This window comes from Geodermatophilus sp. CPCC 205506 (genome assembly GCF_051383635.1).
Lineage (GTDB): Bacteria > Actinomycetota > Actinomycetes > Mycobacteriales > Geodermatophilaceae > Geodermatophilus.
Window position 1 is genome coordinate 19,833 of sequence record NZ_JALPKP010000018.1, and the last position, 23,078, is coordinate 42,910.

Consider the following 23,078-nt stretch of genomic DNA (forward strand, 5'->3'; position numbering starts at 1 on the left):
TCTCAGGCCGTGGACACCTCCGGTCGCGCCGGGGGTGGCAGCGGCACCCGCTCCGTCAGGTCCTTGCTGGGCAGTCCCTCGAGCAGTGTCTGCGCCCGCTGGTCGAGCAGCCGGGTGAGCACCTGCTGGGCGAACCCGAACACCAGCGCGTAGGCGAGGATCTGGACCTGGGAGTCGAGCGCGGACAGGCCCGGGACGAAGTCCCCGCGGATGGCCACCAGGCCCAGGAGTGCGGTGAAGGACCCCAGCGGGACCTTCAGCATGGCCAGGGCCACCGGCACGTCGTACGGCGACGTCGTCCCCTTCAGGTTGCGGATCGACATGGCCGCGGCGAGCGCGCCGCCCAGCAGTCCCAGGAGGGCGACGACGAGGACGTCCCCGCCACTGGGGTCGTCGGTCGCCGACCGCGTGGGGCAGTTGACGCCGGCCTGGGTGGTGACCACGGCCCCGGAACTGGTGTCCACCAACTCGCGCGGGAAGCAGAGCGGCAGCACCTCCGGGGCCCTCGAGATGGCCACCATGGCCACGACCATGAGCACCGTGATCGACACCGCCGACATCAGCAGGATGTTGCGGAAGCTGCGCAGTTGGGTGTGCCGGGCGTCGAGGGCCGCGTAGCTGTCCCGCACGACGCTGCGCAGCCGGGGCCGCAGCTTGTCGGCGGACTGGTACTTCCGGAACTCCTCGACCGTGCGCTGCCGCGGGTCCTCCCGGTTCAGGGCGGCGTTGGCCCGGGCGACGGCGGGGCGGATCTCCGCGTGCAGTTCGTCCTCGCCGGCCAGGTCCAGCAGCAGCACCTCAGCGGCGTGCATGTGCCGGTAGGCGGTCTCCACCAGCGTCCCGCGCCACCAGTTCGCCAGCCGTCGCGGCAGCGGGTCGATGCGGAACGCGGCGTTCCAGGCCTTGTCGAGGTGCATGCGCACGCCCGCGAGCAGCTCTCGCTGGGCCGGGGTCAGGTCCCGGGTCCCGTGGACGTTCACCCGGATCCGGAGCGCCTCGACGTCGACTGCCACCTGCGGGACCCACACGCGCCGGACCTTCTTCTGGCGCACCTCGAAGCCTGGCATGGGTCCCCTCCCGCCGGTTCCGGCGTCGCAGGCTAGGGACCGCGCCGTCACCAGCCCGTCACTGTCCCGCAGTGGTCCCCGCCGCTGGTGGCGCGCCGTAAAGTGGAGGGGTGGCCGGACCTCTCGCGACTCCGGAGACCACCGTCGAGGAGCGGAGCGACCTCGACCGCCCGTGGGTGACCATCGTCTGGAACGACCCGGTCAACCTCATGACGTACGTGACCTTCGTGCTGCAGGAGCTGTTCGGCTACGACGAGCCGACGGCGACGACGCTGATGCTGCAGGTGCACCACGAGGGCAAGGCGATCGTCAGCTCCGGTCCGCGGGAGCGCATGGAGCACGACACGAGCCGGCTGCACGCCTACGGGCTGTGGGCCAGCTTCCAGCGCGACTCGTGAGACCGTTCAAGCGCAAGGGCGCGGACGTGGTGGCGCGGCTGGAGTCGGCCGAGGCCCGGATCGTCGCCCTCCTGCTCGACCAGCTCGAGCAGTTGCTGGCCGCCGACGCCGACGACGTCCGGGGCGACCCCGTCGTCACCCGGCTGCTGCCCGACGGCCACCGCGGCGACCCGGAGCTGGCGGCGGACTTCCGGGAGATGACCGAGTCGGCGCTGCGGTCGGGCAAGGCCGACGACCTCGCCATCGTGCGGGCCACCCTGCCGCCCGACGGCGGACAGGTGCGGCTGGACCCCGACCAGGCCGGCGCCTGGCTGCGCACCAGCAACGACCTGCGGCTGGCCCTCGGCACCAGGCTGGACATCACCGAGGACACCGAGCCGCCCGAGGACCTCGCCTCCGAGGAGGGCCAGCAGCTCGCCGTCTACTACTGGCTCACCGGCCTGCAGGGCTCGCTGGTCGACGCCCTCGCCGCCGGCCGCCCCCGCCACTGACGCTCGTCCCGCACGACCGGGTCCGCCCCGCGAGCACCGGCCGCGGTGCGCCGGTGTGCGGCGGCGGCCGTGACGCCGGGGGTTCCCTGCGATGCCGAACGGCCATTGCCGTCCTGCTCACGAGGCGCGACGCTGGGAAGCCGGGGGTCGACCGCGCACCGTGACGTGGGGGTGGGTGTGGCGATGCACGTGGTCTCGGTCGACCAGCCGCCAGCGGTGGTGCACCGATCGCCGTCCGGGCGCAGCCGGGTGCCCGGCCACGGGGTGCGGGTTCCGCGGGCACGTGTGACCGGGAGCGTGCCGACGGTCGGCAGGCGGGACGCGGTGACAGCACTGCACCGCAGCCTCGGCAATGCCGCTGTCGCCCGGGACCGCGCGGTCCGACGACGCGAGGACACGCCTCCCGGGCAGTGCCCGTGCCACGTCGACGCCGGTGCCCGGCCGACAGCGGGACCGCCGGCGCAGGCGACGTCGGGAACGGTCCAGCGCGACGTCGGCGGGGCGCCGACCACGCCGGGAGGAGTCGCCGGGGCGCCGACGCAACTCCCTCTCGACCTGGCGCAGCTCAAGGCGCAGGTCGACTCCCTGATCGCGGAACTGGGACCGGCCGCGCAGACCGTTCACCCGGTGACCGTGAGCGGCGGCGGGGCCCCCGCCTCGGTGCGAGCGCCGCTCCAGCGCACGGGTGCGGTGACGGTGCAGCGAGACGGCTCGGGGACCTCCGCCTTCCACCCGGAGGGTGGCCTCGTCGCCTCCGTCCAGCTCTGCTACGACTTCATGACGGGCAACGTCGACCTCACCGGATGGGCCTGGGCCGGCGCGGGCTACAAGACCCCGTACGGCTGGTACGGCGGCTACACCTTCGCCGAACTGAGGCTCAACGTCGGCAACGTGGGCGCCCTGCTCACCCCGGGTCGGTGCGCGAGCCCGCAGGAGCCCCATGGGCGGGTGTCGGCCGATGTCGGCGGCGGGGTCGCGCTGTTCCCCGTCGTCATCGTCCCCGGCGAGCGGGTCCGTTTCGCCAAGGGCGGGTTGGAGATCGGACTGCTGTTCACACCGCACCCGGCCGAGGGCTACGCAGACCTCGAGATCATCGGGCTCATCGACGTCAAGAAGTACCTGGGACCCTTCGGTGTCGCAGCCGCGGCCGCCGAGGAGGCGGCGAAGAAGCTCGGCGAGAAGTTCGGCCAGCGCGTGGAGTGCGGCGCCGGTTTCGACCTGAGCCTGTCGACGCGCCTCTGCCGGGCCGCCGATCCGCGAGCCGGCATCCTGGGGTACACCGCGAACACCCTGAAGCTGTGCGGTGGCGGTTACATCGGCTGCAACATCAACCTCTCACGCAGCCGCCCGAGCCTTCCCGGCGGCGGCCACTGAGCGAGCTCCCGCGGGAGGAGCACCGGGAGGGCACGACCCGGACGCGTCACGGGGAGCACAGGCGGACCGATGCCGTACCCAACGACTCGCCCTCATCGGCATCAGGGCTGCTGCGCACGACATCGACGACCAGCGGCGACCAGTCGCACTGCTCGGCATCCACCGGATCGGACCTGTACTGCACGACCCCGAGACCGTCGGCCTGGTCGATGCCCAACACCGCACCGGACGCCTGCAGTTCGACGATCTCCCCTGGCCGGAATCCAGAGCCGTGAAAGGTCCAACTCCCTCCGATCGGTACCGCGTCGGGGGAGATCGACCAGTGCGGCCCGGACGGAGGTGGGAGAGGCTGCGGAGCTGGATCATCCGCGCCGGCCTCCGCCGGCATCGGGAAGGCATCCGGGAGTGTCGACGTCGGTGGCGGTTGAGCAGTTGCGCTGGGATCGGCGTCACCTCCGGTCGACCCCAGGACGACGGCCGCTGCGGCGACGCCGGCGACGACGACCCCGCCGTACAGGAGGCCGCGCGACCGCGACGCCTGCGGCGCAGCAGTGTTCAGGCCGCTGCGCATCCAGTCGCCTTGACCCGACCCCTCCCCCTCGTCGAGTCCGCCCGCGCTCGTCACACCCGTCACCCCCCGGCCACGATCATGATGAGCACGAGCAGAGCCACCTGCGCCATCAGCATGATCACGCTGACGCGATACGCATCCATCCGCCGCTTGAGCAGTCCGTCGTTCGACCCCACTGCCGCGATCATGGCCGTCGTAGCGGCCCGCAGAACGCCACCGAGATCGGTTCCGACGCTGCCGAGCAGCTTGTCCGGACTCGGTCCGAACTTCCAGCCCGGCGCCGGCCACAGAACGACCATCACCCCGGCTCCCACGAGGACCACCAGCACCAGCAGAGTCCAGCCGGCCCACAGGGGGAAGACGCGCCCGCGGTCAGGATCGGTGTTGAGCAGGCCGACAGCGGCCGCGAAGGACGTTCCCACGGCAGCCGCTGCGAGGAGAGCAGTGGCTCTGTTCCGGAGATTTGCCAGGGTCGCGTCCTGTTCACGTAGCGCAGCACGCGCCTCGCCATAGGCGAGTTGGGCCACCTCATCGGTCACGACGCATCCCGTTCCCCTCCGCAGTCGACAGGCCTGCTCCGCTGCGCGCCCGTCAGCGGTGCCGGCTGCGATCACGCGTGCCGGCGTCGTCGCCGCGCCGCCCGGCTCCCCGGGTCAGCCCTCGACCCGGCCGCAGGCGATGCGCCCGCCGGCGTCGCCGGTGCCCCGCGTCGTCTGGTCGGCTCCGGCAGGGGCGTAGCGCTCCGGGATGTTCGCGAAGTTGTCCGGGCCCGCGTGCACCATGACGGCGCTGCCATCGTCGTCGGTGAGCTCGGCCAGGGTGAACGCGTCGGTGACGGCCGTGAGGTCACCGGTCCCCGACTGCCCGATGAACAGGCTGGGGAGGTCCCCGGCGTGCTGCCCGTGGTCGGCGTCCGCGGCGCCGAGGTGTCCCCCTGCCGAGAGGAAGTCCCCCGTCATCGTCGGGTCGGTCGGGCTGACGCTGCCGGGTTCGCACACCCCGATGGCGTGCACGTGGAAACCGTGGAAACCCGGCGGGAGTGCGGTCGCCTCGACCGACACCCGCGTGCCCGAGCCGGCCTCCGACAGGGTCACCGTCCCGACCTCCGCGCCCGCGGCGTCCAGCAGGACGGCGGTCAGGTCGCCCGCGCCGGCCGCGGCCGACCCGGACCCGGCCGCGGCGGCGTCCTGGCCGCGGGCGTCGGCCGGCGCCTCCTCGAAGCGCCCACAGCCGGTGACGGCGAGCAGGACCGCGCACGACGACAGGAACGGGATTGCAGACGATCGCCTCACCGGGACCTCCTGAGGATCAGCCCGGCGTCGGCCCGGCTGCGGTCGGAGCTGGATCCGCGGGATCCTGCACCGGACGGCCGGCGTGTCGCCAGGGCGCGGCGCGGGAACCGGAGGAACACCGCGATCCGCAGGCCCGCCCGCCCCCACCGGGTCTCGGTGAGGGTCAGCGGCGGGAGCAGGCCCATCTGGACCAGGACGCCGGCCACGTCGATGTAGAAGTTGTCCTCGGCGAGCCGCCCGTTCCGCATCCGGACGAAGCTGACCGCCTGGATCCGCAGGCGCCGACCGGTCGCCGGGACGCCGAACAGCGTCCCCAGGTGGGTGCCGGTCAGCGTGTACTCCTCCGCGACGCCGTCCCCGTGCGGCAGCCGCGTGGTGAGGTCCAGCCGCAGGTCGGGCACGGCGTCGAAGAGGGCCCGGAGGACCGCCCCCACCTCGGCCTTCCCGCGGTGGGTGCGGCCCATCGCCATGTCGTGCCAGGTGATCTCGTCGTCGTAGTGCGACAGGATCCCGGCGACGTCGTGGCGGTTCCAGTACGGGACCACCGCCGCCATGGTGTCGAGGTTGCGCTGCTCGGTCGTCGACATCGTCAGTGGTTCCACCGCGGGTGCCCTCCGCCGTCGGCGAGCACCATGCCCGCGGTGTTGTAGCCCGACAGCACGACCCAGGGCAGGCCGGCGTTCGGCGTCGTCCACTGCCCGGCCAGGTACAGCCCCGGCAGCGGGGAGCGTTGCTGCGGACGGGAGCGGCTGAGCATCTGCGGCACCAGTCCCCACCCGGCGAACGCGCCCTGGTTGTTGTGGGTGCGCCGCACCATGTCCAGCGGCGTGTAGACCCGCTGCGCCACGATGTGCCGGCGCAGGTCCGGGATGAGCGCCTCGGTCCGGCGGATGAAGACGTCGGCGATGGCGTCCTTGTCGCGGTCCCAGTCGATGCCGACGCTGTCGAGGCGGGTCGGGCACTCCAGCTTGATCGAGTGCATCCCGGGCGGGGCGAGCTCCGGCTGGTGGAGGGTGGCGACGTACAGGTAGTAGGCCGCCTCCTCGACGTTGCCCAGCGGGAAGTTCGCCATCCCCTTGTCGATGTCGCGGTGCGGGTAGATGAAGTTCAGCCGCTTGATCTCGTCGCCGTACCGGGCCAGGTCCAGGTCGATCCCGAGCTGCACCTGGAAGAAGGCCGGCGTGGTGGGGTGGGTCTGCACCGCCGTCCGCAGCTTGCGGGGGACGACGTCGGCGGGCAGCTGCTCGGTGTAGAGCCGGCGGGCGTCGGACGCGCAGACCACCGAACCCGCGGTGAACTCCCGGCCGTCGACGGTCCGCACCCCGTGCACCCGGCCACCGGTGACCAGCATGCGGTCGACCTCCGCGCCGGTGGCCACCGTGCCGCCCGCCTCGATGAACATCTCGCGCAGCACCTCGGCGAGCCGGCCGAAGCCGCCCCGCGGCATCCACATGAGCCGGAGCGCGTGGACGAGGAAGACCGACGCGATGACCGCCGACAGCTCCGAGGGGGCCGTGCCGATCCCGACGCACAGCATGGACAGGTAGGCCTTGAGGTCGGGGTCGCGCAGGTGCTCGTCGAGCAACTGCTGCAGGGTCCGGTTCTGGTACTTCAGCAGGGTGTGACCGGGCATGTTCAGCCGGCCGGCCACGGGCGCGACGGCGTCCCCGAGCCACGGTCGCTGGAACTGCTCGAGCAGCCGGTCGAGCGGGCGTCGCTCCCCCGGTACGTCGGCGATCCGGAAGCTCGGGACGACGAGGTCGAGCTCGGCGACCATGCGCTCCATGTCGAGCAGCACCCGGGTGATCCCGGCGCGCTCGGCCGGGAACCGCTTGGTCAGCAGCTCGGCGGTCATGGTGAGGTCGGCCGGGATCTCCATCCGACCGTCGGGGAAGACGCCCTGGAAGCTCTGCAGGTCCGGGACCATGTCGATCCGCTGGTCGATGCCGAGCCGTTCGAACACCTGGCGGGCCGGCATCCCCAGCCGGAAGGCCAGCACGATGTGCCCGCCGTGGTCCCAGTAGAAGCCCTGCTCACCGTCGCCGTGGGCGTACCCGCCGACGAACGGGTTCTTCTCGAGCAGGAGCGTCCGGGCTCCCTGCTGGGCCAGGGTGAGGGCACAGGTGAGACCAGCGGCACCGGCGCCGGTGACGATGGCGTCGTACCGGTCCGCGGGCGAACCGGTCCGGTCGGCGGCGCGGCCACGGGGAGCGGCGTCAGGTCGAGGCACGGGCTTCTCCTTCTCTCTCTCGAGTGGGATCGCGAGGGGGTGGGGCGTGTCGGGGCAGGGGGTCCTACAGGTGGGCCGGCGCGAGGGCGGTGCGCAGCCCGTCCAGGAGGCGGGCCCGCGCCGGCTCGACGCTCTCGACCGGCATCCGGAGCCGGGCACCGATCTCCGCGTCGCTCAGCGGCGGGGAGGCGACGAGCAGCTCGACCAGCCGCTGGTGCGGCTCGGGCAGTTCCTGGACGGCCCGGCGGACCAGGTCCACCCGCTCCTGGCGGAGGACGTGCGCCTCGGGATCGGTGTCCCGCTCGGAGGTGCCGCCGTCGGGCTGCTCCCACGGGCGTTCCCGGCCCGCCCTGCGCACCGTCTCCCGGCAGGTCCGGCGCGCGGTCGCCCGCAACCAGCCGGCCAGCCGCTCGGGTCGCCGCAGAGCGCCGGGGTCCTCCAGCAGGCGCAACCAGGTGGTCTGGACGGCGTCCGCGGCCTGCGCGTCGGTCAGCCGGAACTCACCGACGACCGACCGCAGCAACCCGCCGTACCGCTCGACGACGGCGTCCCAGGCCCGCTGGTCACCCTGCGCGGCTCGCCGGACCAGGTGTCTGGTGGCGTCCCGCGCCGCCTGGTCGGGGCGCCCCGTCGCGGTCCCCCGTGTCGTCCGGTGTCCTCCCGGGTTCGGCGGCCCGGACGCCGGCCGCGGCTGCCGGGGGCGCGACGCCGGCTCCGGGGTCCGGCCGGCGCCCTCCGGCACCCTCGACACGGACGTCACCTGTCCCCCGGGGCGGGTGGACTCCGGCTGGCTGCTGACCATCTCGTGCCTCGTCTCGTGGGGGCCGCTGGTGCGGCGGTGGCCGTTCGGATGGGGAAGAGCCTGCTGCGGGCGGGCGCCCGGGACGATCGAGCAGGCCCTACGAGGAGCCCTCGCCAACCCCCCGCCGGGAGGTGGGGTGCACCCCCGCCCCCGGCACGTGGGGCGCTCGCGTCCGGGAGCGGAGCCGGGGGCGCGCGTCAGGGAGCCGCCGGCGCCCAGCGGTGCTGGCCGTCCCGCACCCCGACGGGGACGCCGCCCGGGCGGCGGTGCGGCTGCCGGCCCCGCCCGGCGGCCCGCCGGGCCGGCACCCGGCGGCGGCCGGGCATCCACCAGTTCCAGGCGCCCATGAGGCGCATCGAGGCGGGCACGACCACGAGGCGGATGACCGTGGCGTCGAGGGCGATGGCGACCGCCATGCCGAACCCGAGCTGCTTCATGGGCAGGATCCCCGCGAAGGAGAAGGCCCCGAAGACCACGACCATCAGCAGGGCCGCCCCGGAGATCAGCGGTGCGGTGCTGGCCAGGCCGCGCGCGACGCTGCCGGTGTCGTCGCCGGTCTGCTGGTGGTACTCGCGGACCCGGTTGAGGAGGAACACCTCGTAGTCGGTGCTGAGGCTGAACAGGAGGGTCAGCAGCAGCACCGGGATGAAGTTCTGGATGTACCCCGTGCGCTCGAAGCCGAGCAGGTCGGCGCCGTAGCCGTGCTGGAAGACCAGGACCAGCACCCCGTACGTGGCCGCCACCGACAGCAGGTTGATGAGGATCGCCTTGAGCGGCAGGAACACCGACCGGAAGCTCACCAGCAGGAACAGGTAGATGACGCCCAGCATCGCCAGGACGACCTTCGGCATCGTCCGGGTGATGGCGTCGTTGCTGTCCACGCCCTGCGCCGTCTCGCCGCCGACGGCGACCGAGAGACCGGCAGCGTCGAGGTCCGCCGCCTCGGCCCGGACGGCCGCCAGGAGGTCCTGCGTGCTCGTCGCGGACGCCGGGGCATCGGCGACGACGCTGAGCAGCAGCCGCCGGCCGTCGTCGGAGAGGTGGTGGTCGACCGTCTGGCGGACGTCGGGGGGCAGGGCCTCCCGCGCGGGCCCCACCGCGGCCGCCAGCGGGTCGGCGGCGTTCACCGCGGCCAGCGCGTCCAGGGCGGAGTCCACCCGGACCACCGACGGCAGGGCCTTCAGCCGGTCCCGCAGCCCGAGGACGGCGGCGCCGTCGTCGGAGCCCAGGGGTTCAGGCGAGCTCACCAGCACCTGCAGCGGCGCGGTGGAGCCGGGCCCGAACTGCTCCTCCACGAGGGCGAAGCCGGCGCGCACCGGCTCGTCGGCGGGGATGATCCGCGAGTCGGGGGTGAAGGTCTGCAGGCCCAGCGACGGCGCCGCCAGCAGCAGCAGGCCGCCGACGCTCACGGCGAGGAACAGCACGGGGCGGCGCATGACGCGGCCGGCGAAGGCGGCCCAGCGTGCGGCGGCCGGCCGGCGGTGCGTCCCCCGGCGGACGAAGACGACGCCGCGCTCGATGCGCCGGCCCAGCAGCTGCAGGACCACCGGCAGCAGGACCACGCTGGTGAGCACGGAGAAGGCGACGACGACGACCGCGCCCAGGGCGATCGAGCCGATCACGCCGAGCGGGACCAGGAACAGCGTGCACATCGCGGCGATCACGGTGACGCCGGAGAAGAGCACGGTCTCCCCGGAGGTCCGCAGCGTGGCAGCGACGGCGCTCTCGACGTCCCTGCCCGCTGCGAGCTCCTCCTTGAACCGGGCGATGACGAACAGCGAGTAGTCGACCCCGACGCCCAGGCCGAGCATGGTCGCGGTGTTCTGCACGAACAGCGACAGCTCGTACTGGCCGGCGAGCACGGTCAGCACGGCGAGGGTGAGCACGATGGAGGTCACCCCGACGACCAGCGCGACCAGCGCCGCGACGACGCCGCCGAAGAGCACCAGCAGCACGAGCAGGATGAGGGGCAGGGTGATCAGCTCGGCCCGGGCGAGCCCCTTCTCGCTGAGCTCGTTCACCTCGCCCCAGAAGGACGCCGCACCGACGAGGGACACCTGCAGCCCCCGGTCGGCGAACTGCTCGCGCAGCCCGGCCTGGACCTCGGGCAGCTCCTGCCGGGCGTATCCCTCCCGGATGCCGAGCCCGACGACGTCGATCGCGGTGCGCAGGTCCGAGCCGAGGAAGGGCGCGCGGGCCTCCGGCCCCAACGTCGACCAGCCGTAGCTGCTCTGCACGTCGAGCGTCTCGTCCGCGGCCACGGCGGCCATCACCTCGCGGACCCGCCCCTCGAACGGCTCCTCCTCCGCCGTGTGCGACGTGTCCCGGACGACGACGGTCAGGGTGCTCGCCGCGCGGCCGACGAAGCCCGTGCGCAGGGCCTCCTCCACGGCCGCGGACTGCGAGCCCTCGACCTCCCACCCACCGCCGCTGAGCCGGCCCGGCAGCCCCATGGCGACGACGCCCGCGCAGGCCACGGCGACGATCCAGACGACGGCGATCGGCCAGCGCCACCGCCGGGTGGCGGCGGCGAAGCGCTCGATCACCTCCTCCGCTCCGACCCGTGCTCCAGGACGGCGAGGTCCCGCAGGGCGAGGGCGAGCACCCACGGCTTGCGCAGCCGGGTGACCAGGTGGGTCACGGGCGGCCGCACGGCACGGTGGGCGTCGACGACCGTGTGGCGGCGGACCGGCCGGCCGTCGAGCACGTCGATCACCATCCGGGCGGTGAGGGCGCCGAACAGCATCGAGGTGTAGACCAGCTGGGACACGCTCTCCTCGCCGGTCGCCACCGAGCGGCGGGCGCTCTCCAGCATCTCGACCGGCACGACGCGCAGGGGGACGACCCGTCGCAGGAGGCTCCACGTCCGCCCCTCCTCGACCTGGGCGCGGGTGATGGCGCCGTCGAAGGCGACCCCGGGCCGCCGGTAGTCGTAGAAGCGCACGTACTGGGTCCCGGCCATGTCGTAGCCGGAGATGACCGGCCGGCCCTGGCGGGCGGCCGCCTCGTGCAGCGCGAACTTGGCCCGCCACCCGGCCGGCTCGGTCACGTCGACACCGTCGATCACCAGGTCGCAGGAGCCGACCATCGCCGAGACGGTGCCGGGCTGGATGCCGTCGGTGTCGACCCAGGTGCGGGCCCGCGGGTTGATCTCCGCCACCCGGCGGGCGCAGACCTCCGCCTTGTTCCGGCCGATGTCCTCCTGCCCCGCGCTCTGCCGGTTGAGGTTGTTCAGCTCGTAGGTGCCGTTGTCGGCGAGGACGAAGTCCTCGACGCCCAGCCGGGTCAGCGGCTCGACGACGGCGCCGCCGGTCGACCCGCAGCCGGCGACCAGCACCGTCGCGGCCCGCAGCCGCTGCTGCGACTCCGGGGGGACGAAGCCCCGGTTGCGGCTGGTGAACTCGTCGTAGACGTCGATCGGGAGCGGAGTCATCGCAGGTGCCCTTCCGGGTGCTGGTGAGGAGGTCATCGGACGGCGGTGAACGGGAGGGTCGTGGTCACCCTGCGGACGGTGGTGTCCGCGCGGGCCCGGGCCGGCCGGTCGCCGGTCTCGCCCGGAACGGGGTACGGGGGCGCGTCGAGCAGCCGTTCGTGCTCGTCGAGCCAGGCCCGCAGGTCCTCGCGGCACCGGCGCTCGGACTCGTCGACGCGGTCCAGCTCGGCGCGCAGCCGGCGGCCGCGGGCGACCAGGTCGTCGACGTCCGACCGGGGCGCCCGGTGTGCGGCGGCGACGATCTGCGCCGCCTCGTCGCGGGCGTCGGCGAGGATCGTGTCCGCCTCGGCCCGTGACCGGGCCACGATCGCGGCGGCGTCGGTGGTGGCGTCGGCCAGGACCTGCTCGGCCATCCGCTCGGCGTGCAGGAGGGTGCGCAGCGCGGCGGACGGGGTGCCGTGCTCCTCGGCGGGGGCCGGGGCACGGAGTCCGGCGGCGTCCGCGCCCGGGCCGGCCGGCGCCTCGCCGGACGGGACCCGGACGCCGGACGGCCGGCTCAGTTCCTCCTCGATCCAGTCGAGGAAGGCGTCGACCTCTCCGATGTCGTAGCCGCGGAAGGTGACCCGGAACTCCTGGGCCCTGATGTCGGCGGGGTCGATCGGCACGGTGGTCGCTCCTCTCGGGGTTGTCGGTGCGGGCGCCGGGCCGGGGCGGCGCCCGGGGGGTCAGGCGACCACGCGCTCCGTCGTCCCCTGCAGGGCGCCGGAGAGTGCGCCGGCGGCCTCGAAGAGGTCCTCGGCGGCGAGCGCGGTCTCGAGCAGCTCGATGCGCTCGAGCAGCTCCCCGCGGTCGGGGACGCCCGCGACGAAGGGCTTGACCTCGCCGCGGTTGGTGTAGGCCAGGTGCAGCAGGTCGCCGTCCGGCAGCCAGGGCTGCGTGTCCTCGATCAGCTGCACGTCCAGGCCGGCGAGCAGCAGGTGCCGCAGCGCGACGTCCTCCTCGACGTCGCCGACCAGGACGCGGACGACCGGCTCGACGGCGACGAGCGTCCGCCCCGCGCCGAGCAGCAGCTCGAGCGTCACGCGCAGCCGCTGAGCGCGGTCGGTGAGGGTCCGGGCGTGCACGAACCGCTTGAGCTCCCGCACCTGGTCGGTGCGCACCCCCGGCGGGGCGGGGACGCGGGTGAAGACGTTGATCCCGTGCGCCTCCTCGACCGGGAAGCGCGCCCGGTCGGGCGCGAGCAGGTCGCGCGGGTCGCCGTCCGCGGACGTCGTGATGCTGAGGTAGCCGAGGATCCGGCCGGTCCGGCCACTGAGCGTCAGCACGTGCACGTCGTCGGGGTGCAGGGACTGCGGTGGTTCGCAGAACCCGGCACTGCGGTGCAGCGTCTCCTCGCACGCCCAGCCGAGCTGGAGGTACTGGGCCAGCCGGAAACCCTGCAGGCCGAGGACGTAGCGGTGCGGGAGCTGCTCGGTTGTCGCGGCGACGGTCACCAGGCCGTCGCCGCGCACGGCGAGGTGCGGGAGCTCGCCCTGCGGGAGGTGCTCGAGCAATCGGCGGTAGCTCATCCGCTCGTGCATGGCCACGATGTCGGCGGCGTACCGGCGGGTGGTGCTGCTGGTCGGGTCGGTGCACATGTCAGCTGTCCTTCCGCGGTCGGCTCGGCACGGTCAGAACTCGTCCTCGGCGTACAGGGACTCGGTGATCGCGAGGGCCAGCACCTCGGGCGTGCCCTCGTAGATGCGGGCGCCGAGCGCCTCCCGGAGGTACTTCTCCATGCCGAAGTCCCGGACGTAGCCGCGGGCGCCCATGAGGGACATGGCCTCCTCGGCCACCTCGACGGCGATCCGGTCGGCGAACAGCTTCGCCACGGCCGGCTCGTAGGTGGGGGCCGGGATCTCGGTGTCGGCCAGGTGGGCCGCCCGCAGGTAGAGCAGCCGGGCGGCGTCGACCTTCATCGACATCTCGGCGAGCTTGCGGGCCGTGAACTGGTGCCGGTACAGGGGGACGCCGCCCTGGATCCGCTCGCCGCACCACTGCCGGGCGAGGTCCAGTGCCCCGCGGGCGACGCCGGTGGAGATGGCGGCCACCGCGGCGCGGGCCATGTTCATCTGCTGGACGTTGATGAACACGCCGCCGCCCTCGCCGCCGATCATGTTCTCGGCGGGCACCCGGACGTCGGTGAAGGACATCTCGGTGCCCAGGCAGGCGCGGTAGCCCATCTTGTCCGCGACCTCCCCGAGGGCGATCCCCGGCTGGTCGAGCGGAACGACGAAGCAGGTGAGGGCGCTGGCCCCGGGGAAGCCCTCGATGTTGGCGAAGACCGTGGCGTAGGTGGCGACCTTGCCGTTGGTGATGAACTTCTTGGCGCCGTTGAGGACGTAGTGGTCGCCGTCGCGGCGGGCCTGCATGACGTCGACGGCGAACTGGGCGTTCTCGGGGATGAGCAGGTCGCAACCGGCCATCTCCTCGGTGATCGCGTTGCAGGCCAGGACCGGCTCGTCCCCGGAGAACAGCGGCAGGAACCGGGCCTGGAGCGCGGGGTCGCCGGACAGCAGCAGCGGTGCCTGCCCGAGCATCGTCGCGCCGAAGATCAGCGCGAACCCGGCGTCGACGGCGGCCAGCTCCTCGAGCGCGACGGCGACGCCGAGCTCCCCGTAGCCGAGGCCGCCGTGCTGCCGGGAGATGACCAGCCGGGTGAGGCCGAGCTGGTGCCCCTCGGTCACCAGCTGCCAGTCGAAGTCGGCGGCGTCGGACTGGTCGAGGCGCCCCACCTCGGGGCGGAGCCGCTCCTGGGCGAACTCCCGCACGCGGTCGCGCAACGCCTCCACGGCGGGGGGCAGGGACGTGAAGGTCGGGCCGGTGGTCTCGGGGAGGGACAGGTCGAGCATGGCGGGAGTGCTCCTTCGGGCAGGGCGAACGGGAGGGAGTCGTCGGGCGGCGCGCGGGAGCCGGTCCGGGGAGCCGCTCAGGCGGCGGAGGAGACGCCGGCGGCCGCGGCGAGGGCCGGGTAGCGGTCGAACGCCGGACGCAGCAGCGGCACGAACTCGATGACCTTGGACACGCTGCCCTTGATCCGGATCTTCCCGGTGGCGACCGCGATGGGCATGAGCAGGCGGCCGGCCCAGAGCGCGTCGGCGGTGTCGCAGGACATCTTGATCATCAACGACGTCGGCGCGGGCGGTGCGTCGACCCGCACGCCGTCGGCGTCGACCAGCAGCTCGAACTCCGGCTTGGTGTGGACGAACCGCACCGACAGGGCCTGGTCGCGCACCAGCCGGGCGAAGTCGTCGTCCTCCAGCATGATCTCGAACAACTGCGAGAAGACGGTGACGGCCTGGGCCTTGGACGTGTATGCGGGCATGGCGGGACCTCGTGTTCCAGGGGGTGGGGTGGGGTCCGGGCGGAGGAGCCCGGCGTTCGGGGCCGGCGGTTCTGCCCGCCGGGGTCGGGGCACGGGTGGCCGGCGCGGGCGGACCGCGGGATGGCGCGCGGCCGGGCCGGGCCGCGGGTGCCGGCCTCACGCGGCGACCTCGGGACGGGTCCGCTCGGGGTGGCCGTCGTGGCGCAGCAGGTGGACGACCGAGGTGAGGAACAGCGGCGACCGGATGATCCCGAGGTGGCCGACGCCCGGGACCAGGACGTTGGTCGCGCGCAGGGCGCGCTCGTCGAGCCGCGAGGAGCGCGGCCGCACGACCAGGTCGCGGTCGGAGTAGTAGGAGACCCACCGGACGCTGCTGGCCCGCGCGCCCCGGCGCAGGTCCTCGAGGATCCCGGACCCGGGCGTCAGCGCGGCGGCCACGGTGCCCCGGCCGAGCCGGGCGGCGAGCGTCCCGCGGTGCGGCGCGGCGACGGTGACGGCGGTCCGGACGTGCGGCTCCAGGCCCAGTTCCTGGACGGCGTAGCGGACGACGACCCCGCCCAGGCTGTACCCGATGAGGTGCACCTGGTCGGTGCCGGCGCGCTCCATGGCGCCGTGGCAGTCGCCGACGAGGGCCCGCGCGACGTCGGTCACGCACCGGGCGAAGGGGCTGTAGGTCGTGGCGTGCGAGACCGGGAAGCCTGCGGCGCTCAACCAGCGCTCGAGCAGGGACCACGTCGAGGCGTTGCCGCCGAAGCCGTGCACGAGCACGACGGGCGTCCGGGAACCGGCGGCGGGAGCGTGCGGGGCGGGGGTCGGCTGCCGGGCTGCGGCGCCGTTCCGGGTGGGGCGGGAGTTGACCAGGGTCAGCAGGCCGGTGACCGCCGTCTCGTGGACCGTCTGTGCGACGTCCAGGGCTCGCGTCGGCAGCGGGAGAACGATGCGCACGGGGTCCTCCTCGGTGGTCGACGGGCTGGTGGCGGGAATCGGGGTGGGGCCGGGGCTGACCGGCGGCCTGCGCTGCGCGGCGGTGGCCGGCGCGCGGGAGCCGTCCTCGCCGCTCAGGCGACGGCGGTCAGGGCGGGAACGGAACCGCGGGCGACGGCCGGGACGACGGTCAGGCGGGGGGCCACGGTCACGCGGGGGGCGAGGTCGCGGGCGGCGGTGTTCCGGGCGGCGGCGTCGCGGGCGGCGATCTGGCGGGCGAGGTGCCAGGCCTTGCAGTCGTCGCAGTAGGCCAGCCACTTGCGCTCGGAGTGACGCAGGCACGGAATGGGAGCGGACATTTCTCTCTCCTCTTCAAGAGGTCCGGGAAATCAATTCCCGTGTTTTCTTCCTGAGAGAAGAATGGCGTCCGGGCGGTCTCGGGAACATCGAGCGGACCCCCCGGAATGCCGTCCGGAGCCCCCGTTTCCGAGGTGGGGTCCACACCCCCGCCGACGCCGGGAGCGCCCCACGTCCCCGGCTGTCGACGGCACGGGCCCGGCCCGTCGGACGCGGGAGTCCGACGGGCCGGGCGAGGTGTGCAGCGGGAGCCGCCGTGCGGGCGGACGGCTCAGGGGTCGGCCTCAGCCGCCCCGGGGTGGCCTCGGGCGGAGGGGGGCGGCCTCAGGCGACCGGGGTGAGCCGGCGCCCCGGCGGCGTCTCGGCCGGCGGGTGCAGGAGACGGCGGGCCCGGTCGCGCAGCTCGGCCACCGAGCCCAGGTCCGCGTCGACGTCGGCGAGTTCCTCCGCGCTGTGCGAGGCCGCCTTGGCGGCCGAGCCGGCCGCGTCCAGTCGGTCGGTCAGCTCGCGGCTCCGCTGGTTGACGGCGACCGACGTGCTGGTGCGCAGGTCGTTCTGCAGGACCCGGATGCCGTCGCGGACCTGCTTGCCGAGGGCCAGCTGGTAGTCGTCGACGAACGCGCGCACCATGGCCCGGGCGTCGCTGCGGCGCCGCTCCAGCTGGCGCCGGCGGTCCCCGGTGAGCGCGGCACCCCCGGTGGCCAGGGCACCGAGGACGGCGCACAGGGCGATGACCCACATCGGCAGGTGCAGCCCCAGGAACCGGGAGAGCACGAAGGCCATCATGATCCCGGCGTATCCGGGCATCACGACCATGAGCAGCCGGGTGGACATCGGCTGGGCACCCCCGACGGGTGGCGTGTGCGGGTCCAGGCCGGCGACGAGTTCCGCGGCCGGGAGCACCGGGAGGGCCGGCGTCGGGTGCGGGGCCAGCCCGAGCTCCCCGGCGACCCGGGCCGCGATCGTGCGGGCACCCGCGTGCAGCCGGTGGTGGATGCGCTCGGCCTCGAAGGTCAGGCGCTCGCGCAGCCAGCCCTCGAGCTGCTCGCGGTGCCGGCCGGGGTCCCCCGCCTCGATGCTCGAGTCGGCGTCCGCCTGCACGGCGCGGGTCGCGCTGCGGGCCTCGAACTCCAGGTCGGAGCTCAGCGCGGCGAAGCCCTCCCCCAGGACCGCGGGCCACACCTGGGCCGGCGTCTCGAAGGCCTCCCAGCGCGCGCGGGCATCGCCGTACTCCGCGCGCGCCCGGGCGGGCAGTGCCGGGTCCAGCAGCTCCGCGCGCCGCGCGCGGAGGTCGTGCTCGAGCGCGTCGCACGCGTGCAGGGCGACGGCTGCGGCGTCCCGGACGGCGCCGAAGGAGAACCGCCCCGGCCCCGCCGTCCCCAGGGACCGTCGCGCGACGGTCAGCCGCTGGACCAGGTCCCGGCGGCCGTGCACGGTGGCGCCCTTGGTGCACAGGTCCAGGAGCTCCCGGACGTCGACCTCGGGCATCCCGTTCTCCGTGCGGTCCGGCCGCGTGGGGGTCATCTCGCGCCTCGTCCTCGTCGTCTCCGGTGAGCACCGTTGCGGCGTCATCACGAAGCGTCGTCCGGAGCGCCCGTCCGTGGCGACCGGGGAGCCCCTACGACCGGTCGGGACCGTCCCCCGCGCCCGGGTGGGGACAACCCCCGGTCCCCTGGTCTCCCGAGGCCGCCGACGCGGACAGCAGCCGCTCGCAGGTGCGCACCAGGAACTCGGCCAGGCGGCGGGACGCCGCCGTCGACGTCGGGTGGGCGGCGGCGCGCTGCCAGCGGGCCAGGTCCGCCGCCGCGGCGTCGGCGAGCTCGGCCGGGAGCGCGTCCGGGCCGCGGCCCAGGCGGGCCCACGCGGGCACGCCGTCCACCCCGAGCAGTCGTTCCGCGGCGCGGCGCTGGTCGTCGGGGACGCGGATCTCCCCCGAGCACAGGGCGTCCAGGAGGTCGAGCTCGACCAGCTCGTGCGCGCCGGAGCGGATCGCCTCCAGCTGGTAGACCAGCGGCCCGGACGGCGCACCGTGCAGGACGGTCTCCAGAGCCGACAGCACGGTCCGCGCCTTCAGCACCGCGGCGCGGGCGACGAGCCGGCTGTCGACCACCTCCCGCACCCGCGACAGCGCGTCGTCGTCCAGGAGGACCCCGGCCGGCCCGCCGGGCCCGACCGTAACCACCGTCTGGCAGGAGCGGGCCGCGGCCGGAGGAGGTCCGTCCCCGAGGTGCACGCCGATGGTCTGTGCGGGGCGGGCGGTCGCGGGCAGCCAGGCCGGGCGGTCGTCGTCCTCCGGCCCGGCGTCGCCGAGGACGAGGACGTGGGCGTCGGCCGCGGTGTCGGGCGGACCGCCGGGAACCCCCGCGGGCGAGTACCGGACACCGGGTGGCGCGGTGGCGGCGAGCGCCTCGGCCAGCGCCGCCGCCGGCGCACCGGTCGGGCCGGTCACGACGATCCGGAGCGGTTCGCTCAAAGCTCGTTCGAGGAACTCCAGCTGCCTGGCCACGCCGGTGCCGGAGTGGATCTCCCGGGCGGTCCGCACGGCGGTCCGCACGTCGCCGAGCAGCCTGGGGACCGCCGGTTCCTCCCTCGGCGGGGGGCCCGCAGGGGGTTCGGGCAGCGACACGGAGCCCTCGACGGTGGTGCCGGCGCCGGGCGCGGACCGGACGTCGACCTGCCCGCCGACGGCGGCGACGCGGGCCGCCAGGTTCCGCATGCCGCGCCCCTGGGACGGCGCGCCGGCGGAGGGGTCCCAGCCCGGGCCGTCGTCCCGCACCGCGAAGTGCAGCCGGTCCCCCTCGACCCACAGCCGCACCGACACGGCGGCACCCGGGGCGTGCTTGCGGGCGTTGTTCACCGCCTCCAGGCAGCAGAAGTAGACGGCGGCGTCGACCTCCGGGGGGAACCGCAGGCCCCGCGGGGCGTCGAGGGCGACGGGTGGGTCGTCGTGGCCGAGGTCCTCCTCGAGGGCGGCGACCAGACCGGCCTCGGCGAGGACCGGTGACGTGACGCCGGTGCTGGTCCGGGTCAGCAGCTCCTCGACCGTCGCGATCCGTGCGGTGATCTGGTCCAGACCGGTGCGCGCCTGCTCGAGCCGGCCGGTGGCGAGCTCGTGCTCCACCAACCCCAGCCCGAGGCTCAGGGACACCAGGTGGTGCTGGGCGCCGTCGTGCAGGTCGCGCTCGATCCGGCGGCGCTCACCGTCGGACTCGGCGACGGCGCGGCGGCGGGCGGCCGCGATGTCGGTGGCGTGCGCCAGGGCCGCCCGCAGCTGCCGTTCCAGCTCGATGCCGGCCCGCGTGGCCTGCAGCGCCACCCCGAGGCTGCTCGCGACCGCCTCGAGCAGCTGCCGGCGCTCGGCGTTGGTCCCGGCGACGGTCACGCGGTCGACGGCGAGGGTGCCGACGTCCTCCGTGCCGTGCCGGACGAGGACCTCCCACCGCGTCTCGCCGGGTTCGACACCGGGGCGGGTCCAGGTGTGCACCCGGTCGCGAAGCCCGGGCCGCCGGACCGTCAGCGAGCACACATCCGCGCCCAGCCCCAGCCCCACCGCCTCGACGACGCGGGCCAGGTCGGGGACGTCGCGGGTCGGCCGGGGCAGCGCGGCCAGCTGGGCGAGCACCTGGTAGCCGGCCGGGCGGTCGTCGTCGGTCCGGCTGCCGGTCACCCGCCGGGCCCCCTCGTACGCGGGCAGGGCGATCACCGCGGCCACCGCGGTGGCCGTCGCCGCCGTTCCCGCGGGCCCGGCGACACGGCCCGCCACGAGCTCCACCAGCAGGTAGGCGCCGCCGATCGCGACCGTGACCAGCGCCCAGGAGAGCAGACCGGCCAGGAGCGCAGGCGTCTCCGGGCGACCCCGGTTCACCGGACCGCGACCTCCGTCCCGGCGGTGGCCACCACGACCGGCTCCACCCGGTCGGGCAGCCAGGCGCGGACGACCAGGGGCACCGCGGCGTCCGGGTCGCCACCGGGCGGAGGACCGGTCCCGACGTCCATCCCCCCGCCCAGCGCCGCGAGCCGGTCGGCGTCGTCGGCCAGCAGGGCGCCCAGCCGCTCGGGGGGCACGGGCGGGGCAGGGTCCTCGACGTGCACGACGATCCGGCCGTCGGCGTGCTCCAGCCGCACCAGCACCGCGCCGTCGCCGGGCCGGCCGGCCAGTGCCCGGACCGCCGAGGCGGCGACGTAGTAGATGCCCGACTCCAGCTCCCACGGCAGCCGCTCCCCCAGGCCGCCGCTGAGCCGGACCGGCCGGGGCAGGTCGGAGATCACCTCGTCGAGCGCCGCGGTGGGTCCGTGGTCGCGCAGGACGGCCGGGTAGACGCCCCGGGCGACGGCCCGGAACCGTTCGAGCAGGTCGTCGAGCTGGACCCGCGCCCGGGCCAGGGCCTCCGTCACCGGCGCGGGGTCGGGTTCGGGGTCGGCGAGTCCGGCGGCGGCGAGACCGACCTCGGCCCGCAGCGCGTCCAGCCGGTCGCCCGTCGCGTAGGCGAGCTCGGCGACCAGCCGCCGCCGCTCGGAGTCACGGGCGGAGGCGAGCCGGCGCCGCGACGCCTGCAGCTCCTCGGCCAGGTCGGCCGCCCGCCGCACCCGCTCGGCGAGCTCGGCGTTGAGCGCGACCACCCGCAGCAGCAACCCCGCCCCGTTGGCCACGTCCTGCATGAGCTGGCGGTCCTCGGCGGTGACCGCACCCGGTTTGTGGATCGCCACCACCGCGCGCAACGCCGTCCCGTCGAGGACCGGGACGACGTGGTCGGTGTCCGGGCGGGCGAGCAGCGTGGCGAGATCGGGCACGGTCACCTCCCCGGCGTCCGGCTCCGGCGGGTGCCGCGCGACCTCCACCAGGCGCTCCCCGATCGCCAGCCACACCGTCGCCTGCGCGGCCCCGGTGCCGTCGGCCACCACCTGGGCCAGGCCCGGCAGCGCCCGCTCCAGGGAGCCCGACTGCATCCGCCGGGCCGCCTCGGCCAGGGCGGGGAACCGGTCCGACGCCTCGGAACCGGCCCGCGACCCGCGGCCACGGGGCAGGAACAGGTGCAGGCCGAGGGCCGCGAGCGCGGCGCCGGCGACCGGCAGCAGCACGGCCGGCACCGCGGACCCGACCACCCGGCCGAGGCCCTGGACGACGGCGACCAGCACCGCGGCCACCCCGACTGCGACCAGCAGTCCACGCACGGCACCGGCCACGGTCGCCCGGGCCATCCCCACCACCGACCCCTCGGCATGCGGAACCGGCAGGTCCCGTGCCGCCACGCTAGGGGGACCGCCCGCCCCGGCCAACCCGCGCGTTACCGCTCGCCGCGCTGGGAGCGCAGGTAGGTGAGGACGGCCAGGACCCGGCGGTGGTGCTCGCTGCCGTCGTCCTGCAGGCCGAACTTGCTGAAGATGTTGGCGATGTGCTTCTCGACGGCCTTGGGGGTGACGAACAACTGCGCGGCGATGCCGTTGTTGGACCGGCCCTCGGCCATCAGCCGCAGCACGTCGAGCTCCCGGGGTGACAGGGCGTCGACGACCTCCTTGCGGTCCCCGCGCGGGCGCTCGACCAGCCGCTTGGCCAGCACCGGCTCGATCACGATCTCGCCGTCGGCGATCCGGTCGAGGGTGTCGGTGAGGACGTCGACGCTGCCCACCTTCTCCTTCAGCCGGTAGCCGACCGCCTCGGTGCCGATCTCGAGGATGCGCATCAGGTAGTGGGTCTCGGCGTAGTGGGACAGGAACAGCAGCCCCATGCCGGGGTGCGCGGCCCGCAGCCGTTCCGCGGTGACCAGACCGCCGTCCGGTTCCGGCGGCATGCGGATGTCCAGTATCGCCACGTCCGCCTCCTGCTCGGCCAGCAGGTCGACCAGCGCGTCACCGTCGGCGGTGCAGCCGACGACCTCGTGGCCGGCGGCCTCCAACAGCATGAGCAGGCCCTCGCGGAACAGGGCGCCGTCCTCGGCCAGGGCTACGCGCACGGGATCCTCACCTCGATCCTCCCCTTCTCCTCCGGGCCGGACGGCGTGACCTGCCCGTCGAGCCCGCACACGTGGTCGAGGACCCCCACGGCCAGCCGCAGCGGCACCCCGGACAGCACCAGGACGAGGACGTCGCCCTCGCGCCCGCCGGCCACCTCGATCGGTGCCCCTCCCGCGCGGACGGCGGCGAGGCAGTCGGTGACCGCGAAGTAGGCCGCCCCCTCGGCAGCGGGGCCGCAGCGCGCCGGGCTCACGTCGATGCGCACGGGCACCTCGGCGCGGTCGGCGAACTCGCGCAGCGCCGGCCCGAGCCCCGCCTCGTCGAGCAGCGGCGGGTAGATGGCCCGCGCGATCTCCCGCAGCTCCTGCAGCGCCGTGTGCAACTGGTCCTGCAGGCCCTCGATGGAGGCGTGCAGGTCGGGCAACGCCTCGGGCACCTTGTTCCGGACCACGCCGAGCTGCGGGACGAGAGCGGAGATCCGCAGCGAGGCGCCGTCGTGCAGCTGCCGCTGCAGGCGCAGCCGGCGCTGCCACCGCTCCCGCTCGGCGCGGGACGGCAGCGGCAGCAGGGAGCCCGGCACCGGATGGGAGGGATCGGCGTCCGGCTGCCCGGCCGCGCCCGGAGCGTCGCCCGCGGAGGCGGCAGGCGTCGACGTCATCCCTGGATCGTCGTGGCCCCCGCCCCCGGGCGGTAGGGGTGCTCTCCCTACCCACTGGTGGGGTTGTCACCCCGCCCGGTGTTCGCCGCACGGGGCCGGGACACAGGTCGTTGCCAGGCCGCTGCGGGCAGTGTTTGGTGTCGGCGACACGGGCTCATTCCGTAT

23 protein-coding genes are annotated in these 23,078 nt (G+C 74.7%); 3 read left to right on the forward strand and 20 right to left on the reverse strand.

The features are described 5' to 3' along the window. Positions 1-2: 2 nt before the first annotated feature. Positions 3-1,067, reverse strand: coding sequence for a hypothetical protein (locus tag MY520_RS12135; protein ID WP_436692356.1), 1,065 nt, complete (start codon positions 1,065-1,067; stop codon positions 3-5). Positions 1,068-1,177: 110 nt separating this feature from the next. On the opposite strand from MY520_RS12135, the gene clpS reads away from it, so the two are divergent. From clpS to MY520_RS12150, 3 genes are all read left to right on the forward strand, one after another. Next, positions 1,178-1,465, forward strand: a complete 288-nt coding sequence (gene clpS, locus MY520_RS12140; protein WP_436692357.1) for an ATP-dependent Clp protease adapter ClpS — start codon at positions 1,178-1,180, stop codon at positions 1,463-1,465. Next, positions 1,462-1,956: a DUF2017 family protein gene (locus MY520_RS12145; protein ID WP_436692358.1), complete on the forward strand. Its 495-nt coding sequence runs from the start codon at positions 1,462-1,464 to the stop codon at positions 1,954-1,956. Before clpS ends, MY520_RS12145 begins: the two co-directional genes overlap by 4 nt. A 324-nt stretch (positions 1,957-2,280) precedes the next feature. Beyond that, complete coding sequence (locus tag MY520_RS12150; protein ID WP_436692359.1) at positions 2,281-3,330, forward strand: hypothetical protein; 1,050 nt, start codon at positions 2,281-2,283, stop codon at positions 3,328-3,330. Between the two features lie 46 nt (positions 3,331-3,376). Here the strand turns inward: MY520_RS12150 and MY520_RS12155 are convergent, their stop codons facing one another. The 19 genes from MY520_RS12155 to MY520_RS12245 form a co-directional block, all read right to left on the reverse strand. After that, positions 3,377-3,901 carry a hypothetical protein gene (locus MY520_RS12155; RefSeq protein ID WP_436692360.1) on the reverse strand — a complete coding sequence of 175 codons (525 nt, stop codon included), beginning with the start codon at positions 3,899-3,901 and terminating at the stop codon, positions 3,377-3,379. 59 nt (positions 3,902-3,960) lie between these two features. Continuing rightward, positions 3,961-4,440 (reverse strand): hypothetical protein, encoded by a 480-nt coding sequence (locus tag MY520_RS12160; RefSeq protein WP_436692361.1) that lies wholly within the window; start codon positions 4,438-4,440, stop codon positions 3,961-3,963. 114 nt (positions 4,441-4,554) lie between these two features. After that, a complete protein-coding gene (locus tag MY520_RS12165; protein WP_436692362.1) occupies positions 4,555-5,193 on the reverse strand; it encodes a superoxide dismutase family protein in 639 nt (212 codons plus the stop codon). After that, a complete protein-coding gene (locus MY520_RS12170; protein WP_436692363.1) occupies positions 5,190-5,780 on the reverse strand; it encodes an ester cyclase in 591 nt (196 codons plus the stop codon). Before MY520_RS12170 ends, MY520_RS12165 begins: the two co-directional genes overlap by 4 nt. Before the next feature lie 2 nt (positions 5,781-5,782). Continuing rightward, positions 5,783-7,423, reverse strand: coding sequence for a phytoene desaturase family protein (locus MY520_RS12175; protein ID WP_436692364.1), 1,641 nt, complete (start codon positions 7,421-7,423; stop codon positions 5,783-5,785). A 64-nt stretch (positions 7,424-7,487) separates the two neighbouring features. Then, a complete protein-coding gene (locus MY520_RS12180; RefSeq protein ID WP_436692365.1) occupies positions 7,488-8,174 on the reverse strand; it encodes an RNA polymerase sigma factor in 687 nt (228 codons plus the stop codon). A gap of 248 nt (positions 8,175-8,422) precedes the next feature. Beyond that, a complete protein-coding gene (locus MY520_RS12185; protein WP_436692366.1) occupies positions 8,423-10,771 on the reverse strand; it encodes an MMPL family transporter in 2,349 nt (782 codons plus the stop codon). Then, positions 10,768-11,658: a HesA/MoeB/ThiF family protein gene (locus MY520_RS12190; RefSeq protein ID WP_436692367.1), complete on the reverse strand. Its 891-nt coding sequence runs from the start codon at positions 11,656-11,658 to the stop codon at positions 10,768-10,770. Before MY520_RS12190 ends, MY520_RS12185 begins: the two co-directional genes overlap by 4 nt. A gap of 32 nt (positions 11,659-11,690) precedes the next feature. Continuing rightward, positions 11,691-12,323, reverse strand: a complete 633-nt coding sequence (locus MY520_RS12195; protein WP_436692368.1) for a DivIVA domain-containing protein — start codon at positions 12,321-12,323, stop codon at positions 11,691-11,693. A 60-nt stretch (positions 12,324-12,383) separates the two neighbouring features. Further along, a complete protein-coding gene (locus MY520_RS12200) occupies positions 12,384-13,295 on the reverse strand; it encodes a hypothetical protein (RefSeq protein ID WP_436692369.1) in 912 nt (303 codons plus the stop codon). 33 nt (positions 13,296-13,328) lie between these two features. Further along, positions 13,329-14,549 carry an acyl-CoA dehydrogenase family protein gene (locus tag MY520_RS12205; protein ID WP_436692370.1) on the reverse strand — a complete coding sequence of 407 codons (1,221 nt, stop codon included), beginning with the start codon at positions 14,547-14,549 and terminating at the stop codon, positions 13,329-13,331. A 77-nt stretch (positions 14,550-14,626) separates the two neighbouring features. Further along, on the reverse strand, positions 14,627-15,022 hold the full coding sequence (locus MY520_RS12210) for a hypothetical protein (protein ID WP_436692371.1): 396 nt from the start codon (positions 15,020-15,022) through the stop codon (positions 14,627-14,629). Between the two features lie 156 nt (positions 15,023-15,178). After that, the gene (locus MY520_RS12215) at positions 15,179-15,967 is read right to left on the reverse strand and encodes an esterase/lipase family protein (RefSeq protein ID WP_436692372.1); all 789 of its coding nucleotides are present in this window, start codon (positions 15,965-15,967) and stop codon (positions 15,179-15,181) included. A 113-nt stretch (positions 15,968-16,080) separates the two neighbouring features. Continuing rightward, positions 16,081-16,305: a hypothetical protein gene (locus MY520_RS12220; RefSeq protein ID WP_436692373.1), complete on the reverse strand. Its 225-nt coding sequence runs from the start codon at positions 16,303-16,305 to the stop codon at positions 16,081-16,083. Positions 16,306-16,627: 322 nt separating this feature from the next. Further along, positions 16,628-17,827: a hypothetical protein gene (locus MY520_RS12225; protein WP_436692374.1), complete on the reverse strand. Its 1,200-nt coding sequence runs from the start codon at positions 17,825-17,827 to the stop codon at positions 16,628-16,630. A 94-nt stretch (positions 17,828-17,921) separates the two neighbouring features. After that, positions 17,922-20,168 carry a sensor histidine kinase gene (locus tag MY520_RS12230; RefSeq protein WP_436692375.1) on the reverse strand — a complete coding sequence of 749 codons (2,247 nt, stop codon included), beginning with the start codon at positions 20,166-20,168 and terminating at the stop codon, positions 17,922-17,924. Beyond that, positions 20,165-21,502: a hypothetical protein gene (locus tag MY520_RS12235; RefSeq protein ID WP_436692376.1), complete on the reverse strand. Its 1,338-nt coding sequence runs from the start codon at positions 21,500-21,502 to the stop codon at positions 20,165-20,167. Before MY520_RS12235 ends, MY520_RS12230 begins: the two co-directional genes overlap by 4 nt. Positions 21,503-21,588: 86 nt before the next feature. Next, positions 21,589-22,254 carry a response regulator transcription factor gene (locus tag MY520_RS12240; protein WP_436692377.1) on the reverse strand — a complete coding sequence of 222 codons (666 nt, stop codon included), beginning with the start codon at positions 22,252-22,254 and terminating at the stop codon, positions 21,589-21,591. Then, entirely contained in the window at positions 22,245-22,913 is a 669-nt protein-coding gene (locus tag MY520_RS12245) for a histidine kinase (RefSeq protein ID WP_436692378.1), read from the reverse strand. Before MY520_RS12245 ends, MY520_RS12240 begins: the two co-directional genes overlap by 10 nt. Between the last annotated feature and the right edge of the window lie 165 nt (positions 22,914-23,078).